Origin of the sequence: Bacillus cereus group sp. BfR-BA-01347 (assembly GCF_022663835.1) — a bacterium.
Lineage (GTDB): Bacteria > Bacillota > Bacilli > Bacillales > Bacillaceae_G > Bacillus_A > Bacillus_A thuringiensis_K.
On sequence record NZ_JAKUGG010000010.1, the window covers coordinates 137,432 to 160,138 of the forward strand.

The following is a 22,707-nucleotide window of genomic DNA, read 5'->3' on the forward strand; positions in this document are numbered from 1 at the left end:
TCCGCCCCCTAGTCCACAAGTGATACGTATTGTTTTCTTTGCCATTTTTGCTCGATTTCAACACCGTTTTGCGGATTACGCTTTTTATCTCTCGGGTTTGAAGATGGTAACGGACGATTCCCTTTTTCACGTAGTACACGCATCTTTACCATCGTTTGTTTGTACGCTGGTGTACACGTATAAAGATCTGTCGCCGTTCCAGTTAAAATATTGATTGCCTCTTCATTTACCGTTGCATGCATCGGTAAATATAGCTCTTTCCCCGTTACACGATCTGTAACAAGTGCCTGTACTTTAATTTTCCCAAATGGTGATGCTAATTCTACAAGGCCACCATCTTTCACATTGCGCTCTAGGGCAAGTTCAGGCGAGATTTCAACGAACACTTCAGATACTTTAGATAAAATACCAGCCGATTTATTCGTCATATTTCCTTCGTGGAAATGTTCTAACATACGTCCATTATTTAAAAGTAAATCATACTCATCTGGCGCTACAACTGGTGGTACCCATTCATCTAATGATAGACGAGCTAGTTTATCTGGGAAGTTAAATCCATGCACATATAATAGCGGTGTATCGCTACCATCATGGCTACCCCAACATAAACTATTCCATCCTTCTAAACGATCGTATGTTGCCTGAGAATATAAAGGTGCAAGCGATGCGATTTCATCCATGATTTCACTTGGACTTTCATAATTCCAGTCCCCGCCAAGTGCACGAGCTACTTTTTGTAAAATCCACCAGTCTGGTTTTGAATCACCAAGCGGCTTCAATACTTCATATAATCTTTGAATACGGCGCTCTGTATTCGTAAATGTTCCCTCTTTTTCTAAGCTTGGTGCTGCCGGTAAAATAACATCAGCAAAACGAGCTGTTTTCGATAAGAACATATCTTGAACAACAAGGAAATCTAAATTCGCTAAAATATGTTGTACATGGTTGGCATTCGAATCTACTAAAGCCATTTCTTCACCCATAACATACATACCACGCAGTTTTCCTTCATCTGCCGCAAGTAACATTGCAATATTATTTAAGCCTGGTGCTTTCGGAATTGTAGTACCGTATGCTTTTTCAAATTTCGCACGGAGCGCATCATCTGAAACCGCTTGGTAACCCGGAAGCCAGTTTGGTAATGTTGCCATATCACAAGCGCCTTGTACGTTATTATGTCCGCGTAATGGGTATGCTCCTGCACCAGGACGACGATAGTTACCCGTAACAAGCAATAGATTTGAAATTGCTGCTGAAGTTGTACTTCCTCCCGTATTTTGCGTTACACCCATTCCCCAAAGCACACAAGTACCATCTGCTTCATATACCATACGAGCCATTTCTTTCAGATTTTCTTTCGAAATCCCCGTGATTTCTTCTGTATAATCAAGCGTATACTTTTCTACCATTTTGCTATATTCATCAAAATTCTTCACATTTTCAGCTATGAACTTTTTATCGTGCCAATCTTGATCAATAATATATTTCGTAATACCAGCGAGCCATACGTAATCAGTTCCTTGGCGAGGATGAATGAATAAATCCGCACGCTCTGCCATTTCATGTTTACGAAGGTCCGCCACAATTAATTTTTGGTCATGTAATTTATGTGCACGTTTTACACGCGTTGCAAGTACAGGATGTCCTTCTGTTGGATTTGCTCCAACGATAATGACAAGGCCTGCTTCCGCAATATCTTTCACTGTTCCAGCGTCCCCGCCCATACCGACAGTTTTAAATAAACCGTCTGTTGCTGGAGATTGACAATAACGGGAACAGTTGTCTACATTATTCGTTCCATATATTTGACGGGCTAGTTTTTGCATAAGATAATTTTCTTCATTCGTTACTTTCGAAGAAGAAATAAATCCAAATGCATCACTTCCATATTCTGATTTAATATGCTGCATATTGGATGCAACAACTTCAAGAGCCTCTTCCCATGAAGCTTCAACAAACATATCTCCTTGGCGAATTAATGGCTTCGTAATGCGATCTTCACTATTTACAAAATCCCATCCAAATTTGCCTTTTACACATGTGGAAATACCGTTAACCGGCGCATCTGAAACAGGCTGTACTTTCAAAATGTGGCGGTCTTTCGTCCATACTTCAAATGAACAACCTACACCACAAAATGTACAAACTGTTTTTGTTTTATTCACTTTCGTCTTACGCATCGCAGCCTCTACTTCTGAAACTGCTAAAATACTACTATATCCAGGTTCTACATCCTTTACAAAATCAATCATCGGGTCTAACACATCCGGTTTCAATCCTGTCATGAATCCAGCTTCACCCAGCATTGTTTTTTCCATTAACGCATTACATGGACATACTGTTACACACTGCCCACAACTTACACAAGATGAGTCATTTATACTTACACCATTGTCCCATATAACACGTGGACGGTCTAAGCTCCAATCAATCGATATAGTTTCATTCACTTGTAAGTTTTGACATACTTCTACACACTGCCCACAAGCAATACATTGATTTGGATCATATCGATAAAATGGATGTGACATATCCACTTCACACGCACTTACTTTCGGCTCATACGGATATTTCTGTTCCTCAATCCCCATCATATGTACTGTATTGTGGACTTTACAGTTACCATTATTGTTATCACAAACAGTACAATACAATAAATGATTCTCTAATATCCGATCCATTGCCTCAGTCTGTGCCTCTTTTGCACGCTGGGACTGTCTTTCAATATGCATACCATTCTCTAATTTCGTTGAACAAGCACGCATTAACTTCCCATTTACTTCTACAATACACGTATCACAAGTTTGAATTGGATCTACTTCTGGTACATGACAAATTTGAGGATGTTCCAAATTACTCTCGTTAAATAATTGTAGTATCGTCTTTTCACCTGATGCAGAAAATTCTTTACCATCGACGGTTACACGGACTGTCTGTTCTGCCATAGTTTCCCCTCTCCTTACAACCAACTGTACAACACAATTATGAATCCGTTTTCAAAATCGCATTACTGTACATATTTTTGAAACGCTCTACCCAAATACTTTCTTATGAAGTCGATTCTAGATGTTATAAGGTATAACTACGAAAGCTTGAAATTATCACTATTCTACAGTTCTATTATATCGTACATATACAATAATAACCAAAATAATCTGTGATCTTCTTGTTAATAGGTGTTTTTATTTTTTCCATTGTTTTATGATAAATGTGGGAGAGAAATACATATAAAAGGGGAATTTAATATGGGGCCTACGCAAGAGACTTATACAATTGTACGCTATCAATCTGGTACATTTTCAAAACAGCTTGATGAGATTGTTACAGAATCTCCTATTACTATTAAGTTGAATGGTGAAGAATATGTAACAGTCGTATGCACACCAAATTATATTGAAGATATGGTAATTGGTTTTTTAATTTCTGAGGGGATTATTTCTTCCTATAAAGATGTTGAAGAACTATGGGTTCAAAAAGATAACGGAATTGTCCATGTAAAATCATCAAAAGTGAATCCGCTCTATCAAACTTTATATAATAAACGATACATCACTTCTTGCTGCGGAAAAGGTAGACAAGGTTTTATTTTCGTAAACGACGCAGCAAAAGCAAAAGACTTACATGATATACATGTAAAAATTACTCCTGAAGAATGCTTTTACTTAATGAATACTTTACAACAATCTTCCACTACCTTTCGCCAAACTGGTGGTGTTCACAATACCGCGCTATGTGATCGAAACAATATCCTCCTATCAAGAATGGATATTGGAAGACATAATGCATTAGATAAAATATATGGTCATTGTTTGCGTAACGATATATCGATTAAAGGAAAAATCATCGCATTTAGCGGACGTATTTCATCCGAAATTTTACTCAAAGTTTCAAAAATCGGATGTGAAATTGTTCTATCTAAATCCGCTCCAACAAAACTGGCATTGCAACTTGCCCATGATTTAGGCATTACAGTCGTAGGGTTTATTAGAAATGAATCTTGTAATATTTACACACATCCAAAACGAATTGATGGCTATCAATCCAATGTTTAAAAAATAACTCCTCAATCGAGGAGTTATTTTAGTTATAAAAATGTAACATATTAAACACTTGAATAGTTAACAAAGTTAATATATAATTTCATTACATAATTAAAACAAAACATTGTAGCATATATCTTTTCATTCTTTTACAAATTAAAAGAGAATACTAACAAAACATATACTCAATCTTATAAAAGTAATGGATTTATTTGAAATCCACCAGGGAGGTTACAACTATGGAAATTCGCTTATTAACAACAGAGGACGCAGAAATATATTTAAAAGTTTGTATGGAAGGTTTAACGAAGAATCCGGAAGCTTTTAGCTCTTCTTATGAAGATGTTCTTAAACATGAAAATCCTGTGGCTGCTATGGCTAAACGATTAAGCAATCCGGATAAGTATACTCTAGGTGTCTTCAAAGATAATGATTTAATTGGTATCGCTACTTTAGAAACAAAACCATTTATTAAACAAGAACATAAAGCAAAAATTGGCTCCGTTTTTGTTTCTCCAAAAGCACGTGGTCTCGGAGCAGGACGAGCTCTAATTAAAGCAATTATTGAAAATGCCGATAAATTACATGTAGAACAACTTATGCTCGATGTTGTAGTTGGTAACGATGCAGCAAAAAAATTATATGAGTCATTAGGTTTCCAAACTTACGGCGTACAAGAGCGTTCATTAAAACATAACGGTCAATATTGGGACGAGGAACATATGGTTCTGTTCTTAAATGATTAATACTTCAATATAAGGTGAAACTTTACTCAGTGGGGGAGTTTTCCAAAAGCATCTTTCTTAATAAGAAAGATGTTTTTTCATTACAACAATGTAATCTTCATGTCACCTTTATCGATCGTACCAAACCTTTCCATTCATTATACTAAAAATATAAAGTGAAACTTTACTCAGTGGGGAACTACATCCCACGCTGATCGCATGTACTTGATATGTAGAGGAGAATGTGACATGAAACAAAACAAACGAGCTATGCTTTTAATATTTACTACAGCAATTGTAACTTCTGGATTAGCAATTTTACCTTGGTTTATCATATGAACACTCCCCCACTTAGCAAAGCTTGAAGTGGGGGTTTCTAACGTTTCGACCTAACGGATGATTAACGTCAGGGGAGTTAACACATTAGCGAGCTGTTTCACGCCTAACCCCTCTATCCCATTTGTCCATGCATTTGGGATTACTTTTCGTAAAATGTTAGCCGCAGCATTTACATCTGCATTAATTAAAGTTTTATTTGCTGAACGATATATGCCGCGCTCTATTCGTTTTCCTGAAAAAGTTGTATTTTGGTCATTTTCTCCATACGTTGGAATGAAGTCGTTATCCAGAAAACTTGCTTTCGATGTATATGATTCTTCAGTTACAACAACTTGAATGCCTACAGCATTTGCTTTGTATGTAATCATTTGAATCAGTAAATTATGCGGGATATAACAAAACGATTGGTTATTTCTTTTTCCCATATTCGTTTCTTGTTTCCAACTTTTGTTTTGACCAATAACGATTTTACAAACTTCTTCTTCTTGAGCTAGTTTTACGATGTGGTGACTAACTTTATGGAAGACATCTTTTATTTTCAAGTAACGTTTTTGATGAAGTTTTTCTATCCTTTTAGAAGTAAAAGGTCCTTTATTAGTTTGTTTTCCATTTCTAAGAATACTTGTAAAATGACTCCTCATTTTATTGTAATATTGATTTATGCTTTTGACATGTTTGCCCTTAACAAGGACAGGTTTCATACCTGTGTTTGTTACGATGGTTGCAAGGTTATCAATCCCTAAATCAATACTCATATAACGAGCATTCTCTTCAATCATTTGTTGTTCAGAAGGAACATCAATTACCAATTCCACTACATATTCATTGTATTTTGGAATCACACGAACTTGTTTCAGTTTACCTTCAGTGAAACCTAGTTTCCCAATATTTAATTGCAATTTCGTCTTTGGAAACTTTAAAAATCTACCGTTTTTAATGATGCAATCTTGGTTTGTATACAGAATCTCTTTTTCAGAAGAACGAATATACTTTGGAATCCTAGGCATTCCAGCATATTTGTTTGGATTCTTTTTATAGTCTTTTAAACTAGCAAAAAAAGATTTCCAATTTTGGAACAAACCTTTCATGATTGACTGGCTACATTGCGTAGGCAAAGCTCGATAATCATTTTGAATCATAGCCTTAAATAGTGCATCTAGAAAGTTGTAATCTACATAAGGTTTTTCAAAATTAGGTTCTGAAAACAAATTACATTTAATCTCTTTCTGTTCTTCTTTAGGCTTTAAATTCTCTTTTTCCAATTTCTTCTGATAGGCAAGAAGTTGTGTGTCATTCATCTTACCAATATTTTTATGAATATTATCCAGAACTTCTTTTTGCAAAGGCTGTAACTCTTTTTCTTGTGTTAATCCAGTGTACACCTGACGTATATAAAAGTTTGTGGTGTTGTACATGTTCTTAGCATTATGACAACATTCTTGAAAATAAGAATACATACGATGCCCTTTTTTAATCCAAATTTGAAGAGTTTTATAGTTTGATGGATTTTCCTTTGTCATTTTATTCACCTCCTTGTTAAGGATATTATAGCAAAACTAGAACGTATGTTCTCTCTATTTTTTTGAAAATGAAATATTTTTTTCGATTCACCTCACCACCTTCACTTACGGAGTCCTCTCGAAAGGCATAATAGAAATACTCCCCTAACAATGAAAAAAGCTGATTGCTTCTTAAGAAGCAATCAGCTTTTTTTATATTATAAAATCCCCAAAATTTTATTTACGCAACTTATAATAATAACCATAGATACGGCAACGCACATGACAACCGTATTACGATCTTGCTTTTCTTTTTTTGAAATTTCTTCTTTTGGATTCATGTGTATGATCTCCTTTTTAAAAAAAGTGTGAGATAGGAAATTTTTCTTATCCGATGCGAGGTGAATACGAAAACCCTCTCTATCTCACATACACAATAGAATGGAATTGTCATTTTATAAATAAAATGACATGACGTTATGTCGCAACATAGGGTATTTTGTGTCGCTACGTTTTCTATTATAAAAAATAGTTGTGCAAAACTAGTGCATTTTTTATGTCAATTACTCTGAGCGAAAAATAACTCTTCCACTCAATCACATAAAAAGAGTTTTTTATTATTTTCATGTAAACTATATAAGTAGAATGAACAGTTTGGGGTGCACAAGATTATGGTAAAAATTTTATTAGTAGACGATGAAGAACGTATGTTACGATTATTAGATCTGTTCTTAAGCCCTCGCGGCTATTTTTGCATGAAAGCTACCTCTGGCCTTGAAGCACTAAATTTAATCGAACAAAAAGAATTCGATATTATTTTATTAGATGTTATGATGCCAAGTATGGATGGATGGGATACTTGCTATCAAATCCGTCAAATTTCCAACGTTCCTATCATTATGTTAACAGCTCGCAACCAAAACTACGATATGGTGAAAGGCCTCACGATGGGCGCAGATGATTATATTACAAAACCATTTGATGAGCATGTATTAGTCGCACGAATCGAGGCTATATTACGCCGTACAAAAAAAGATGGTTTTGTTAGTTTCAATGGTATTGAGTGGGATAAAACGAAACATACTGTCACAGTTTATGATGAAAAAATCTCGCTAACTCCTATCGAATTTTCGTTACTCGGACTATTTTTGCAAAATACAAACCGAGCTTATAGCCGAGATGATTTAATCGAAAAAATTTGGGGCTATGAAACAGATATCGAATATAGAACAATTGATTCACACATTCGTAATATCCGTGATAAACTACGCAAAAAAGGATTTCCGATTGAAGATTACCTAGAAACGGTCTATAAAGTCGGATATAAATGGAAAAGTGAATAATTACTTCGGTCAGTGGGAAATCGTATACCACTGACTCTTTATTATGGATAAGGTATGGTGAAAAAATGAGTAAACTTTCCCTTAAAATTGGGACATACTTTTTAATATTAGCTTTATGTATTGAAACAATTGCTTTCGTATCTTTTTATAAAAGCCTTTCAAAAATACGTATTGAAGAGGAAACAGATGCTCTTTTAGAGAAAGGTAATCGCTATAGTAAAAAAATTAAAAGCCGCGAGAGACGGGATGAATATTATAAAGAAATGAAACACGCTGAACATAATAAAAATCCTAAACGTCCTGTGTACCCTGAGTTCGATATTACGAATGAGGCTGCACACTTAGTTGAATCGGAATCAATTTCTAACTCCGATATAGCTATCATTATTACTGACCATAACGGCAAAATTATTTCCACCTCAGAACCCGTAACAAAAGATATGCAAAAACAACTTACTTGTAAAACAGAAACTGTCCCAGACGGCGGGTTGGTCGTTGAAAGGAACTGGAAAAAATCAAAGTTCATCACAGCAGTAAGCCCACTTAACACAACAAAGTTTCAAGGAAAGCTATATATGTTATTAAAAACATCTTTCCTAGAAAATATGTTACTTAAACTCATGAACCAATTTCTTATCATTAGCGTTTTAACAATTATTTTAACAACAATTTCTGTCTTTGTTTTTTCACGCGTTATTACAGAACCACTTGTAAAAATGAAGAGAGCGACAGAAAAAATGTCAAAATTAAACAAGCCAATTCAATTAGGTATTAAACGAAATGATGAACTCGGAAGTTTAGCAAAAACAATTGAAGATTTATCGAGTGAACTTACGTATATGAAAAAAGAGCGCAATGAATTTCTCGCTAGTGTCGCTCATGAACTATTAACTCCATTGACCTATATGAAAGGTTATGCGAAGGTAGCAAAGAGAGACTCTTTAACAAAAGAGGAGCGAGAAGAATACTTACAAATCATTGAGGATGAAACGGATAGTGTAACCGATCTCGTCCAAGATTTATTTATGCTTGTACAATTAGAACAACACCAATTTGTTATAAAAAAACAAAAAGTGCTTCTTCAGCCATTTTTAGAACGAATGGTAGAAAAAACAAAAACAACATTAACAAATAAGCAAATGCAACTTCATGTATATTGCAAAGATGATTTAGAAGTTTGCATAGACGAAAGACGTATGGAACAAGTTATGTTAAATTTATTACACAACGCTTATCAACATTCGCCAGAAAACACATCCATTACGATACGTGTACTCATGGAAACAGATTCTTTTACAATAAGTGTACAAGATGAAGGTGAAGGTATTCCTGAACAAGATATCCCGCATATTTTTGACCGTTTTTATCGTGTTGATAAATCCAGAACACGAGCTACAGGCGGAAAAGGTATCGGGCTAGCTGTTGCAAAAGAAATTGTAGAATTGCATAACGGTTCTATTTTAGTAACAAGCCAATTAGGAGCGGGAACAAACTTTATAATCGATATACCTTTTGAATAATATGCGTGTGAAAACACCAGTAGTAGTAAACACTACTGGTGTTATTTTGTTCATAAAAACAGCTTATATAAGCTAAGCTTTTGAAATTATTCTTATTTCAATATAAAATAAAGATACATTTGTCAAAGATTTGGAGGGTGATATAATTGGATATCCATGTATTAACAAAAGACGAAGCAGAAATTTACTTAGAACTTCGCGTAGAAGGATTAAAGCAAAACCCTGAAGCATTCAGCTCTTCTTATGAAGATATTATTAATAAAGAGTGTGCGATTGAATATAAAGCACAAAAATTAGCACAAGATGAAAACTATACGCTAGGTGCATTTAAAGATGGGAAATTAATCGGGGTTGCAACACTGGAAACGAAACCATATGTAAAACAAGAACATAAAGCTAAAATCGGTTCTGTATATGTTTCTCCAAAAGCACGCGGACTTGGAGCAGGAAAAGCACTTATTAAAGAATGTCTTGAACTTGCTAAATCTTTAGAAGTAGAACAAGTTATGCTTGATGTTGTTGTTGGCAACGATGGAGCAAAAAAACTTTATGAGTCATTAGGTTTTAAAACATTCGGTGTACAAGAACGTTCATTAAAATATAACGGACAATATTGGGACGAAGAGCATATGGTCTTATTCTTAGATGAAAATAAATAATAAAAAACATCCTCATGTTTGGAGGATGTTTTTTACTTTCTTGTAAACCATGCCTTGTGTAATAATTGAATTGCTTTCGCAATTTCTTCCTCTGATAATATCGCAAACCCAAGCAAAACTACATTCTCAGGCGCCGTACCATCTTTATAGTACGTAGACACAGGATATATTTTGATACTATATTTCGCAGCTTCTTGAATTAATTCTTCTTCCCGCATTCCATTATGCACTTTTAATAAAATGTGTAATCCCGAATCTTCTCCTATCACTTCAACACGATTAGAGAAATACTTCTCTATTTCAAAAACAAGTCGATCTCTCTTCTTTCGGTAGACGACACGCATTTTATGAATATGTTTTTCCCAATAGCCTTCATTTAAAAATCTTCTAATCACTTCTTGGTCCATTCTTGAAACACTTTGTGTATAAAATAAATATTGCTGTTGATACTTTTTAATTAATTTCTTCGGCAACACCATATAGCTCATCCGTAGCGATGGCAATAATGCTTTAGATAGCGTCCCCATATAAATAACTTTCCCCTCTGTATCTAACCCTTGCAGCGCCGGTATAGGCTTTCCAGAATAGCGAAATTCACTATCATAATCATCTTCAATAATATACCTGCCCTCTTCTTTCTTTGCCCATTGTAAAAGCTGCATCCTTCTCGTAATAGGCATAATCATTCCATTTGGAAACTGATGGGAAGGTGTAACAAATACAACATTCGCATTGCTATTTTCTAAATCTGCAATACAAATTCCATCTCTATCTAAAGATAACATTTGGACTCTTGCTTCTCCCTGTTCAAAAACAACCATCTTCCTATGATACCCTGGGTTTTCAACTGCATAATTGCTTCCCTTTAACAATTGAAACAATAGTTTCACTAATATTTGTGTTCCCGCTCCTAATACAATTTGACTAGCTGAACAACGCACACCTCTAGATTCATACAAATAATTCGTAATCTCTTCTCTTAAGCTCGCTTCCCCTTGAGGGTGTCCTAGAAAGAGAAGTTCGTTATTATGCGGCTGCCATACTTCATTTACAATTTTCCGATACATATTGAATGGAAAAGCATTTGTATCAATTCCTGTTTGTGTAAAGTCAAATTTATAACTCTTCTCCTGAAACGGTACTTCTTCTATTCTCTCTCCGCTATCCTCTACATGAACCATTTGCTCAATCTTGCATACAAAATAACCTTTTCTCGATATCGGCTCAATATAACCTTCTGCAAGTAATTGTTCGTACGCTGCCTCTACTGTATTTTTACTTACTTGTAAATGTATCGCTAACTTTCGCTTAGCTGGTAATTTCGTAAAAGGGACAATCGATCCATCTTTAATTTCTTTTTTTATATACTCATACAATTGCACATATAATGCCTTTTTACTATTCATATTTAAATTAGGCGTTAATTCTAACATAATATCTGACCCCTTAATAAAACTAAAATCTGATACTTTTTACAGTACCAGAAGTTATATATAATTCCTTTTATCATGTCACACATAAAAAATCAAATACTGGAGAGGAGAAACATGATAATGAACAATGTTAAACGTATCGGACTCATTATGATTATTACAGGGGCTACATTATGGGGATTATCTGGTCCAATGATTCAGTGGCTATTTCAGCATACTAATGTATCCTCAATTGATTTTTTAACAATTCGATTGTTGCTTGCAGGAATATTTATTTTGTCTTTCTTACTTATAAAGAAACAAAACATATTTCAAATTTGGAAACACCCTAGATATTCTATACAACTTATTATTTTCTCTATTCTCGGCATGCTTGGTGCGCAATACGCCTTTATCGAAACGGTTCATATTAGTAATGCAGTCACAGCAACGCTATTTCAATTTCTAGGTCCTGTTCTTATTACCATGTATGTTGCATTTGAACAAAGAAAATTCCCTGCTCCCATGCAACTATTCGCAATTATAGCCGCGCTAATAGGAACATACTTTATTATTACAAATGGCTCAATTGAAAATATTGTTTTATCCAAAGAAGCTATTATTTTTGGACTATTAACAGCAATCGGATTTGCATTTTATACCCTTCATCCGGCTTCTCTCATTAAAGAATGCGGGACAACTGTAGTAATTGGTTGGGGGATGTTAATCGGAGGAATTGTACTACTTATTTATAATCGTTCATTCGGGTGGAATCAATTTTCACAAACTCTTACACTAAAAACCTTTTCTATGCTTATTCTTATCATTATTAGTGGTACCCTTTCTTTCCTTCTATATATCGGTAGTCTTAAATATTTAGCAGCAACAGAAACAAGCATTTTATCTAGCATTGAACCCCTTGTAGCTGCCATCGTTTCAATCACTTGGCTAAATGAATCTTTTGGAACATATCAATTATTAGGCGGCGTATGTATCGTTCTGTCCGTTATTTTTTTGACGATGCCTCAAAAAGAAACCGAACCACCCTATACAACTGAACAAGTATAATGTGAAACTTTAATTAGTTGGGGCTATCTCCCACTAATTATTAACCTACACCAATCGGGCTTTTACGGGATAAAAAATGTCAAAAGAGGTCGTACAAAACTTACGACCTCTTTTTATACTTTAAAGGAATTGTCCCGCCTTCTAGCAAATACAATTACACTAACAATAAAAACTAGGAGTGTGGCACCATGAAAAAAATCGGAACTATGCTACTTCTCTCCTTTCTCATCACTGGATGCACACAAGCACAATCTGATTCAAAAGCATCTAAAACTGAAGCTGTCGCAACGTCATCCACCCAAGTGAACGCACCTTCCTTCTTTCACCTTAGTGTTTTAAAAGATGTAAATTGGGAAGAAGCCCCCTCATTCATAGACGGAAAAATACCTTTAAAAGGCGTCGAAGGAAAAATCGCAATGGCTGATAATCCTATTATCGCAAATGAACAAAATGAAATAATGTGGTACTTTCTAGATTCTGAAATACCAACTGGAAAATTGTCTATTATTGCGCTAAAACAAGGATCTGTAACTCCGACACAAGTACTCTTTCAAAAAGAAACTTCCAAACAAACTTGGACTACTTCAAATACAATCGATTCTACTACAAACGAACTCCCTCTCACTATGTCACTACCTTCATCTGGATTATGGTTATTAAATATATATGTGAATGAAAAATATTATGATCAGTTTGTAATCACTGCTGAGTAAAGTGACAAAAATAAACCACTTTCTTACAACAATGTAATTTCTACGTCATGTACTTCGATAGTTGAATTATCTCTCTTCTCTTATACTTAAAGTAAGAAATGAAACGAGGAGAGATGAGAGATGAAAAAAATGATAGAAGTGATCGTAGCAGTAACTGAGGTTTTAGTGAATGGTAAACAAGTTGCAATGGAATTAAATAAATAGTGAAGAAACATAAATAATTCTACACTTCTTCATTATTTTGATTTCTTATCTCAAAAAAGCAGTGCCTTTTAGGCACTGCTTTTAGCTATTAATAACGTGGTATTTTCGTAATTTGCGCCACGCCTGAATCAATAGCTGCTTTCGCTACTGCTTCTGCAACACTTGGAACAACTCTTTTATCTAATGGATTTGGGATTACATAATTCGCATTACGTTCTTCGTCAGTAATGATGTTAGCGATCCCATATGCTGCCGCTAATTTCATCTCTTCTGTAATATCAGTTGCGCGCACATCTAACGCACCGCGGAATATTCCGGGAAACGCCAATACATTATTTACTTGATTCGCATAATCCGAGCGTCCAGTTCCTACTACAGCTGCCCCAGCCTCTAATGCATCCTCAGGGAAGATTTCTGGAATTGGATTAGCCATTGCAAACACAATTGCTTTCTCATTCATCGTCTGCACAAGTTCTTTCGTTAATACGTTAGGAGCAGATACGCCAATAAAAATATCAGCTTGGTGAATCGCTTCTTTTAACGTTCCACGCACATGTTCACGATTTGTCTTTTTTGAAACTTCAATTTGCGCTTCGTTCATCCATGTTTCACCTTCACAAACAATACCTTCTAAGCTAACTAGCGTAATGTGCTTTGCACCAGCCTTTAATAATAATTTTCCAATTGCAATTCCTGCCGAGCCCGCACCGTTAATAACGATTTTCACATTATCCATTTGTTTGCTAACAACTTTTAATGCATTAATAACAGCTGCTAAAACGACAATAGCTGTTCCATGTTGATCATCATGAAATACAGGAATATTCGTTTCTTCTTTTAATCGTTTTTCAATTTCAAAACAACGCGGTGCTGCAATATCTTCTAAATTAATCCCTGCAAATGTAGGCTCTAAATTTTTTACAAGGGTAACGATTTCATCTACATCCGTTGTGCCTAAACATAATGGGAAAGCATCTACATTAGCAAATTTCTTAAACAAAATACTTTTTCCTTCCATAACAGGCATAGCCGCTTTTGGTCCAATGTTTCCTAAGCCGAGTACCGCTGTTCCATCTGAAACAACTGCCACCATATTGCCACGTGCTGTATAGTCATACACTGTTTCTTCATCTGCCGCAATTGCTTTACAAGACTCCGCTACACCTGGTGTATACGTCAGGCTTAAATCATACGCTGAATTTACCTCAACTTTACTTGTAATTTCAATTTTCCCTACTAATTCTTTATGCAATAACAATGATCTTTCATTAATTTGATTTGCTAACATACTTATAATCTCCCCTTAATTTGACAAGCTAGCTATATGAATATAGCTAGCTTGTTTGATCATGAAAACATCTTTAATAATATTGTCGCCGTTACAACCATTGCCGCCCCGCCTAAACGAGTCGAAATTTGCGCGAACGGCATTAATTCCATACGATTTGAAGCCGATAAAATAGCAACATCTCCAGTTCCGCCTAAACCGCTATGACATCCAGTTACAATCGCCGATTCAACTGGATACATCTTCATCACTTTCCCTACAAGAAAACCTGATGCTACCATTGTAAGAACAACCGATGCGCACACAACAACATATCCTACTGAAAGAACTGCTGCTACGTCTTTTAACGGAATATACAGCAATCCTAATCCAACCATTAAAGGCCAAGTTAAATTCTTCGAAATAAATTTATATAAATGGAATGCTCCTTGCTCCATTTTTGCTGGCATTAATTTAAAGTATTTCACAAGTGCTGCTGAGAAAATCATAATAATTGCCCCAGGAATACCGATGAACTTAGAAGCAAATCCTCCGAAGATGAAGAACGTACACGCAATTAATAAACCTGCTCCCATTAATGAGAAGTCAATTGGTTTCTCTGTATTTTGTTCTTTTAATAATTCTGCTTGATTGTCTGTTTTCACTAATACACCGTTACCACTAAGCTCCGGTTTCTTTTCACCTAAACGCTTCATATACCCTGCACTTACAATTGCGAACATATTTCCAATAATAGCTGCTGGAATAAGCTGTGATACAAACGTTGCTGATGATTCATTTAAAATATCACTATAAGCTAGCGACAATGGTAAAATCCCTTCCCCGATACCGCCACTCACAATTGGTACGATGATAAAGAAGAATGTCTGCTTCATTTCAAATCCAAATAATGAACCGACCAATAATCCTACTGCTACAGAAGCTAACGTCCCTACTACTAAAGGAATAAACATGCGAACGAAACCTTGTACTAACACTTTACGGTTCATTCCTAAAATACTTCCGACTACTAAACAAGAAATATATAAATATAAAAAGTTCGATTTTTTCATTAACATAGTCGCAGCTTCCATTGAAGCTGGATTCATCCAGTTAAAAAATACAAGTAATGATGGAATAAATAACGAAAGTATTGCTGGACCGCCGATATTTTTTAAAATTGGAATTCTCATCCCAATATCGCCTAAGAAAATCCCCATGATCATAATAACTGCAAATCCACCAATCATATCTGCTGGCAATTTATTATATACAGATGCCCCATAAATAATAGCAGCCAATACTACATATAACGGTAAAGGTATAACACCGATTTTTACATTCATAATTTTAGAAGCGAAAGATTCTCTTTGTACTTCATTTCCTTCAGAAAATGATACCGCTTCCACATTCTTTTGAATTCCCATATGGCACCCCCTCGTTTTCTTAATAACAATATTAAAACGCTTTCAATAGTAAAAATAGTTTTTGTAAGTTTTGTAATTGATTTTGTAATTAAAAAAAGTATAAGCGACTTATATTAAGTCGCTTATACGTAAAACTCTATTTTCTTTTGATCAACACATCTTAATTTACTTACAGGTCTTCCCACATGTTGGTACATCATTTCGTTTTCTAACACCCCAATGTCAGTCAGAAACATTACATATTTTCGAATAGAAACTCTTGAAATTCCAACTAATTGTGCCATTTCATCTGTTGTAAATACTCTTCCATTCAGAGACTCGATCTTCTGCCAAATTAATTGCAACGTTTGCTTCGTTAAACCTTTCGGAAGCTCTTTAGTGACAGTAGGCTCTCTTTTTTCTTTTTGTAAAATTAACGAATCTAATTCCGATTGACTAATTTTTTGTTGTTCTTTCATGAAAGTAAGTTTTTCTCGATATATAGTTAATGCCTCTTTAAATCGTTCAAATGTGAATGGTTTAATTAAATAATCTACTACACCATATTGTAATGCTTTTTTAATACTTCCCATATCATGTACAGCTGAAATCATTATAATATCGATTTCTTTTTCTTGGTTCCGGATATACATTAAAAGCTCAAACCCAGTCTCTTCAGGCATAAAAATATCAAGTAATACTAAATCTACTCGTGATTTCTCTAATATTTCTATCGCCGACTTTACTGAGTTAACTGCTTGAACAAGTTCAAACCCTCCTACTTGCTCTAAATAATGCGTATTTAACATTGCTACCATCGGGTCATCTTCTACAATTAAAACTTTAATCATATTTGCCTCTCATCCCTACCTTTAGGTATTTCAATCGTTATCGTTGTTCCCTTTCCTACTAATGAATGCATATGAATTTCCCCATTTATTCGCTGTATACTTTCTTTTACAAGATACAAACCATAACCGCGGTTATCTCCCTTTGTGGAATAACCTTTCGTAAATAATTCCTCTATTTCTTTTTCTTGTATACCTTTTCCCGTATCTTGTACTGTAATAGTTAGTATATCCCCATGTTGTATCTTAACTTCAACTTGCTTGTTTTCACAATTCGTAACTGCCTCTAATGCATTATCAATTAAATTTCCGACAATCGTAATAAGTTCATGAGTAATACTTTCATCATCTATTTCCGGCATATAAGAATCTTCACTTATAATTAATTTTATATTTTTCTCTCTAGCATAGCTGAGCTTACCTAGTAAAAAACCAGCAAATACTGGACTTTTTATTCTTTTCATAACTCCACCAATTTCATATTGATGCTCTGATACCATGCCGCTTATATACTTCTGTAATTCTTCATACTGTTTCATATGTGTAAGCCCTAATACGACATGCATCTTATTCATAAACTCATGAGATTGTGCCCGTAATGCTTCTGCATATAGTCTAATACCAGTTAGTTCCTCTGCTAGTTTTCTAATCTCTGTTTTATCACGAAATGTTGCAATTGCACCAACTATTTCTCCTTTTACATATAAAGGAACTCGATTCGTCACAATCGTAATTCCGTAAATATTTTGTTCTTCGTTTAATTGTACTTCTCCCGTTTTCAATACTTCTTTTATACGTGAATTTGGCATATACAACTCAACATCTTTACCGATAAAATCTTCTTCAAGTCCGCTTTTTTTAAATAGACGTTTCGCTTCATTATTAATTAACGTTACTCTAGCCTCTTTATCTACAGCAATAATACCTTCCTTTACAGATTGTAGCATCGTATTTCTTTCTTCAAGAATTTTTGCTATCCTGTGCGGCTCAAGACCGAATAAACTTTTCTTTATATGTCTAGCTAGTAATATTGCTCCTATAATTCCGACTAATACCCCAACTCCGACACCAATATAAATGATATGTCTACTTTCCTTAACTCTCTCTTTTACATTATCTGCTGAAATACCAACAGCCACTGCTCCAAGTTGTTCACCTGTTTCAGAAAATATTGGTACAAATACTCGCATGGAAATACCTAAAGTTCCTTCTGCTAACGATACATGTTCTTTTCCTTTCAATGCAGGCCCTTCATCCCCACCAATGAAATGATGACCTATTTTTTGAGGATCTGGATGAGATTTTCTTATTCCATCCATGTCCATAACTACAATAAATTGAACACCTGTGTTTTTTAATATCCTATTTGTATACGTTTGGATTGCAGGAGTATCCGCTTTCCCAACCAAGCCATTGATTACAATTGAATCATTCGCCACAATGTGTGCAATTGTTTTTGCTTTCTCTGCTTGGCTATCCTCCGTCGCCCGTTCTACATTATGACTAATTAATATATCTGTCACAAGTAAAGAAAAAATTACAACTGTACAAACTAACAATGTAATCGTTTTCCACAAATTCCATAGTCTTTTTCTTTTTTTCATCCCGTTAATGACTCCCCTAATTGCTGAATAGAAAAATAAGTAAGGTGATATTATTTTCACCTTACTTATCTGCTGTTATTATACTTTAAATTTACTAGTCATCGCTTGTAGTTCTTCGGCCATCCCAGCTAAGTTTTGCGAAGCTGAACTAATTTCCTCCATTGAATTAACCTGTTCTTCTGTTGAAGCTGCGACACTTTGCATACTAGCTGTATTTTCTTCTGCAGCCGCTGCAATTTCATCAATAGCATTTGTCACTTCATTTGCATCTCCAGCAATTCTCTTCGTTGTTTCTACCATTTGATTAACTTGAGCAACAATATGTGTAGTAGAACTTAAAATTTCCGTAAAACTTACTTTCGTTTTTGTTACAACATCAAGGCCTTGTTGAACTTCTCCATTCACATTATCCATTGCCTTAACAGTATGTTCAATATCCGCCTTAATTTCTGCAATTAAATTTGCAATCTCTCCAGATGACTCTCCTGATTGCTCTGCTAATTTTCTAACCTCATCTGCTACAATAGCAAATCCTCGACCCTGTTCACCTGCTCTTGCTGCTTCAATAGCCGCATTTAAAGCTAATAAGTTCGTTTGAGTAGCTATGTTTTGAATTGCTTCAGAAATAGCTCCTACTTGCTTTGATTTCTCATCAAGAAGTTTAATAATAGCATCTGACTCGGATACCGACCTAGAAATAGACTGCATTTGTTTTGCAGTTTGTTCAACTAAATCTTCTCCCTCTTCAGCTCTTTCTCTCGCATGTAATGAGGAAATAGAAATTGACTCTGCGCTTCCGGTTACATCTTGAATTGCTGTATTTACTTGTTGTAATGTAGCAGCACCTTCTTCAACACCTTGACTTTGTGACTCAGCCCCACCTGATACTTGTTCCATCGCAATTGTAATTTGATCTGTCGCATCATTTGCTTGCTGTACGCTCGCTGTTAACTCTTCAGCCGATGCCGCGACATGTTCTGCTGAAAAGCTAATTTGGGTAATAACATCTTGTAAAGACGTAGACATTTCATTAAATGAATTCCCTAATTTCCCTATGTCATCCTTGGAATGGATTGTAATTTTCTCTGTTAAATCTCCCTTACTAATTTTATATGCCGATTCAGCTATTTTTCGTAATGGCCCTGTAATAGACTTTGTAATGAAATAAATTAATATACTACCAAATGCAATAGCAATAGCAATGACAATCAAAGTCTTATAAAACACTGGACTGGCAGCTTGTGTAATTTCTTCATCAAACATAACGCCAACTACTTTCCAGCCTGTTTTCTCATTTGTTGCAAAGATTAAATTCTTTTTATCATCTTGTTCTGTATAAGAGACATTTCCTTGTTTATCTTCATAAATTGGTTTAATCCAAGGATCAGTAACTTTTGCACCTGGTTTTCTAGATGGATGACTAACAATTTGCTTATTTTGATCTAAAATAACTGCATAACCTTTTTCACCAATATTAATCATTTTGGAAATTTTTAAGATGTTATCTAAGTTTAAATTAATTCCTATAACACCTTTACCATCTTTTACTTCTTTCGCAATTGTCACTACCATATTTTTTGTAGATGCTGACTGATATGGTGCAGTAACAATTACTTTCCCTTTATTTTCATGTGCTTCTTTATACCAAGATCTATCTGTTGGATTATACCCACCATCCATTTGGATAAATGGTTCTCTTATAAACTTTCCTGTCTCTGTTCCAATATAAATACCTTCTACTTCTGGATGAAGTTTTATATATTGCGCTAGCTTCGTTCTTACTATTTCTTCCTGTCCATTTGGATATGTATCTTCTGTTAAGATGTCTGCAAAGTACGTCGCATCAACAAATTTCTCTTCTATATTTTGAGAAATAACAGTATTTAAAATCGAAATATTCTCCTTTGCTTTAGCTGTCATTTGATGTTCAAAATTTGTTTTGGCAGTTTGATATGAAACACCACCGATAATAATTCCTGGTATAGTTAAAATAATAAAAAATGAAATGATTAATTTTTTATTGATACTCATACATTTAACCCCGTTAAATATTTTTTGCATAATAAGCCTCCTTTATGTAATGTGGATACTTGTGTCATTTTATACAATTAACATGTATAAAACAATATATAATGATAACATGTAAATTTTTCGTCAATTATGCATTTTTACATATTCACTCCTTAATAAGGATTTTAATCATAAAAATAAGAGAAGTTTAGCATTATATATACTAAAGTTCTCTTATTTCTCAACAGCTTCTACTCTAAAAAATTTCTCTTATAATCTTCAATCTCTATCCTTCGCCTTATAGTCATCTTACTAAAACTCTTCCTCCTAATTTATTTGGAGTTCTTTACATAACTAATTGCCTGACTCCCCATTTGCACCCATGCCTGTTCAAAGCTTTCTCTCGGCACTTTTACATCTAAGCTATCCTCAAGTGGATCTCGAATATATACAGATTCCTGATCATACCCAATAAGTACAATACAATGTTCATTATACGTAATAGAAACATCTCCACTATTTGTTTCCCATGTAGTAAATTCATCTTCATCTAATGGTGCAAATGTTGCATTCGTAATCATGACTACCGGTTTCCCTGCTTTTACACTCTTATAAATCTCTTCTATATTCTTCCCAGTTAAGTCTACAACTTTATTAGGTAAATATTTTTCCGCTAACTGAAAAAGTGGCCCATGATATACACCATATCCTGATTCAGAAAATGTATAAATATTACCTACAAATCCTTCATTCGGATTCCCGCGCACACCATCGTCTATAAAATCAACTTTTTTTATTTCATTTGCTAATGTCATCTTATCCACTGAAACACCAGCATATTGTAACATCATCGCTAAACTTGTCACTTCACAGCCTCTATCCAATTCTGGTAACTGCTGAATTAATGGAACATTTGATAAGATGACTTTTTCATCGTTATTACAAAACTCCGTTTCTTTTCCTCTTTGTATATTTGAGAATGTAAACTTCTCTACATACTTTGGAATTCCATTTGTATATACACTCCATATTGCTGCACCTAGTAAAGCTGTACATATATACCACTTCAATTTTCTTATCACTTTCACGCCCTTATTAATTCGTTAAATAAGAATAAAATGCGTCAGCATCCGTTCTAATCATCGGTACAAAATTTAGTTCTTTTCCTTTTTCAGGCTGATTTTTTTTTTATCTTTTCCGCTAACTCTTGAATATTCATATTCATTTTATCCATATTAAGCTCATCTGCCATTTGTAGCACCTTTTGTTCATTAATTTCTTTTAATATTTGATATATATCTTTACCGTACAAATCAATATGATATTTTTTTGCTTCTTCCTGTACTTTTTGTTCGTACACTTCTTGTGCTAACTCTTCAATTTCTTTTCCTTTTTGAGAAATGTCTAACTTTCCTGCTTCTTCTCTTACTTTCGTTCCGTAGATTTCTTCCGCGATGTCTTCGATTTCTTTTCCATCTGTAGAAATGCCTAATTTATCTGCTTCATCTTTAATTTTAATCGTATTAATTTGAGTAATTAAATCTACAATTGATGTATTCTCTATAGATATACCTAGCTTTAACGCTTCTTGCTTTACTTTTGTTTCATAGATTTCTTCTGACAGCGTCCCAACATCTTTTCCTTCAATCGAAATACCTAACTGCTCTGCTTCCCTTCCTACTTCTGTTTCATGAATTTCTTTTTCTAATGTAATTTGTTCTTTTCCTTCCGTTTCAATACCTAGTTCCTCTGCTTTTTCTTCTGTATGCACTGCATGTATCTTACCATTGTTCAATTGTTCTTTACTGCGCTGCGTGTAATCTGTCTTTCCTTTTTGTGTTTCAGAAGGAGAGGCACCCCCTAATATGCTTAAACTCATTACTCCAATAGTGAATACCATCATCATTTTCTTTTTCAAAATTAATTCCTCCCTCTTACACTTTCTTTTTCAGCATTCCCATAATTTTTTTAATACTATACATACATCTCATCTCTGCTTGAGATAACATTATGATTGATAAAATCCACTCACATACACCTAGTCTCTTCT

At 34.6% G+C, this 22,707-nt stretch carries 17 protein-coding genes and 1 pseudogene; 7 read left to right on the forward strand and 11 right to left on the reverse strand.

Annotated features, from left to right (window positions below):
* Positions 1-8: 8 nt before the first annotated feature.
* On the reverse strand, positions 9-2,945 hold the full coding sequence (gene fdhF, locus MR143_RS16350; RefSeq protein ID WP_000840683.1) for a formate dehydrogenase subunit alpha: 2,937 nt from the start codon (positions 2,943-2,945) through the stop codon (positions 9-11).
* A gap of 300 nt (positions 2,946-3,245) precedes the next feature.
* Here fdhF and fdhD point away from each other — a divergent pair, with 300 nt between their 5' ends.
* Entirely contained in the window at positions 3,246-4,052 is an 807-nt protein-coding gene (fdhD, locus tag MR143_RS16355) for a formate dehydrogenase accessory sulfurtransferase FdhD (protein ID WP_000529231.1), read from the forward strand.
* 227 nt (positions 4,053-4,279) lie between these two features.
* The gene (locus MR143_RS16360; RefSeq protein WP_000405883.1) at positions 4,280-4,786 is read left to right on the forward strand and encodes a GNAT family N-acetyltransferase; all 507 of its coding nucleotides are present in this window, start codon (positions 4,280-4,282) and stop codon (positions 4,784-4,786) included.
* 368 nt (positions 4,787-5,154) lie between these two features.
* Here MR143_RS16360 and MR143_RS16365 read toward each other — a convergent pair whose 3' ends face one another.
* Together MR143_RS16365 and MR143_RS32985 are read right to left on the reverse strand one after the other, a co-directional pair.
* Positions 5,155-6,624, reverse strand: a complete 1,470-nt coding sequence (locus MR143_RS16365) for an RNA-guided endonuclease InsQ/TnpB family protein (protein WP_046946734.1) — start codon at positions 6,622-6,624, stop codon at positions 5,155-5,157.
* Between the two features lie 197 nt (positions 6,625-6,821).
* Entirely contained in the window at positions 6,822-6,944 is a 123-nt protein-coding gene (locus tag MR143_RS32985; protein WP_001068392.1) for a hypothetical protein, read from the reverse strand.
* 330 nt (positions 6,945-7,274) lie between these two features.
* On the opposite strand from MR143_RS32985, the gene MR143_RS16370 reads away from it, so the two are divergent.
* The 3 genes from MR143_RS16370 to MR143_RS16380 all read left to right on the forward strand — a co-directional run bounded on the left by MR143_RS16370 (position 7,275) and on the right by MR143_RS16380 (position 10,125).
* Positions 7,275-7,946 (forward strand): response regulator transcription factor, encoded by a 672-nt coding sequence (locus MR143_RS16370; protein ID WP_000238960.1) that lies wholly within the window; start codon positions 7,275-7,277, stop codon positions 7,944-7,946.
* A gap of 65 nt (positions 7,947-8,011) precedes the next feature.
* A complete protein-coding gene (locus MR143_RS16375; RefSeq protein WP_000041020.1) occupies positions 8,012-9,466 on the forward strand; it encodes a HAMP domain-containing sensor histidine kinase in 1,455 nt (484 codons plus the stop codon).
* Between the two features lie 146 nt (positions 9,467-9,612).
* Positions 9,613-10,125, forward strand: coding sequence for a GNAT family N-acetyltransferase (locus tag MR143_RS16380; RefSeq protein WP_000351212.1), 513 nt, complete (start codon positions 9,613-9,615; stop codon positions 10,123-10,125).
* Positions 10,126-10,157: 32 nt separating this feature from the next.
* Here MR143_RS16380 and pdxR read toward each other — a convergent pair whose 3' ends face one another.
* Positions 10,158-11,558, reverse strand: a complete 1,401-nt coding sequence (pdxR, locus tag MR143_RS16385; protein WP_000891869.1) for a MocR-like pyridoxine biosynthesis transcription factor PdxR — start codon at positions 11,556-11,558, stop codon at positions 10,158-10,160.
* Between the two features lie 120 nt (positions 11,559-11,678).
* Here pdxR and MR143_RS16390 point away from each other — a divergent pair, with 120 nt between their 5' ends.
* A complete protein-coding gene (locus tag MR143_RS16390; protein WP_001067022.1) occupies positions 11,679-12,605 on the forward strand; it encodes a DMT family transporter in 927 nt (308 codons plus the stop codon).
* A 188-nt stretch (positions 12,606-12,793) separates the two neighbouring features.
* A complete protein-coding gene (locus MR143_RS16395; RefSeq protein ID WP_000719689.1) occupies positions 12,794-13,318 on the forward strand; it encodes a DUF4871 domain-containing protein in 525 nt (174 codons plus the stop codon).
* Between the two features lie 292 nt (positions 13,319-13,610).
* Here MR143_RS16395 and MR143_RS16400 read toward each other — a convergent pair whose 3' ends face one another.
* The 7 genes and pseudogenes from MR143_RS16400 to MR143_RS16430 all read right to left on the reverse strand — a co-directional run bounded on the left by MR143_RS16400 (position 13,611) and on the right by MR143_RS16430 (position 22,575).
* Positions 13,611-14,810 (reverse strand): NAD(P)-dependent malic enzyme, encoded by a 1,200-nt coding sequence (locus MR143_RS16400; protein WP_000880787.1) that lies wholly within the window; start codon positions 14,808-14,810, stop codon positions 13,611-13,613.
* A gap of 59 nt (positions 14,811-14,869) precedes the next feature.
* Positions 14,870-16,216: a 2-hydroxycarboxylate transporter family protein gene (locus tag MR143_RS16405; protein ID WP_000512725.1), complete on the reverse strand. Its 1,347-nt coding sequence runs from the start codon at positions 16,214-16,216 to the stop codon at positions 14,870-14,872.
* Positions 16,217-16,338: 122 nt separating this feature from the next.
* Positions 16,339-17,046 (reverse strand): response regulator, encoded by a 708-nt coding sequence (locus MR143_RS16410; protein ID WP_000598666.1) that lies wholly within the window; start codon positions 17,044-17,046, stop codon positions 16,339-16,341.
* Positions 17,043-18,647 (reverse strand): sensor histidine kinase, encoded by a 1,605-nt coding sequence (locus MR143_RS16415; RefSeq protein ID WP_046946732.1) that lies wholly within the window; start codon positions 18,645-18,647, stop codon positions 17,043-17,045. Before MR143_RS16415 ends, MR143_RS16410 begins: the two co-directional genes overlap by 4 nt.
* Before the next feature lie 78 nt (positions 18,648-18,725).
* A complete protein-coding gene (locus tag MR143_RS16420) occupies positions 18,726-20,708 on the reverse strand; it encodes a methyl-accepting chemotaxis protein (protein WP_199718279.1) in 1,983 nt (660 codons plus the stop codon).
* Positions 20,709-20,989: 281 nt separating this feature from the next.
* Entirely contained in the window at positions 20,990-21,745 is a 756-nt protein-coding gene (locus MR143_RS16425) for a C39 family peptidase (RefSeq protein WP_199718277.1), read from the reverse strand.
* A gap of 7 nt (positions 21,746-21,752) precedes the next feature.
* Positions 21,753-22,575: pseudogene (locus MR143_RS16430) on the reverse strand (transporter).
* Between the last annotated feature and the right edge of the window lie 132 nt (positions 22,576-22,707).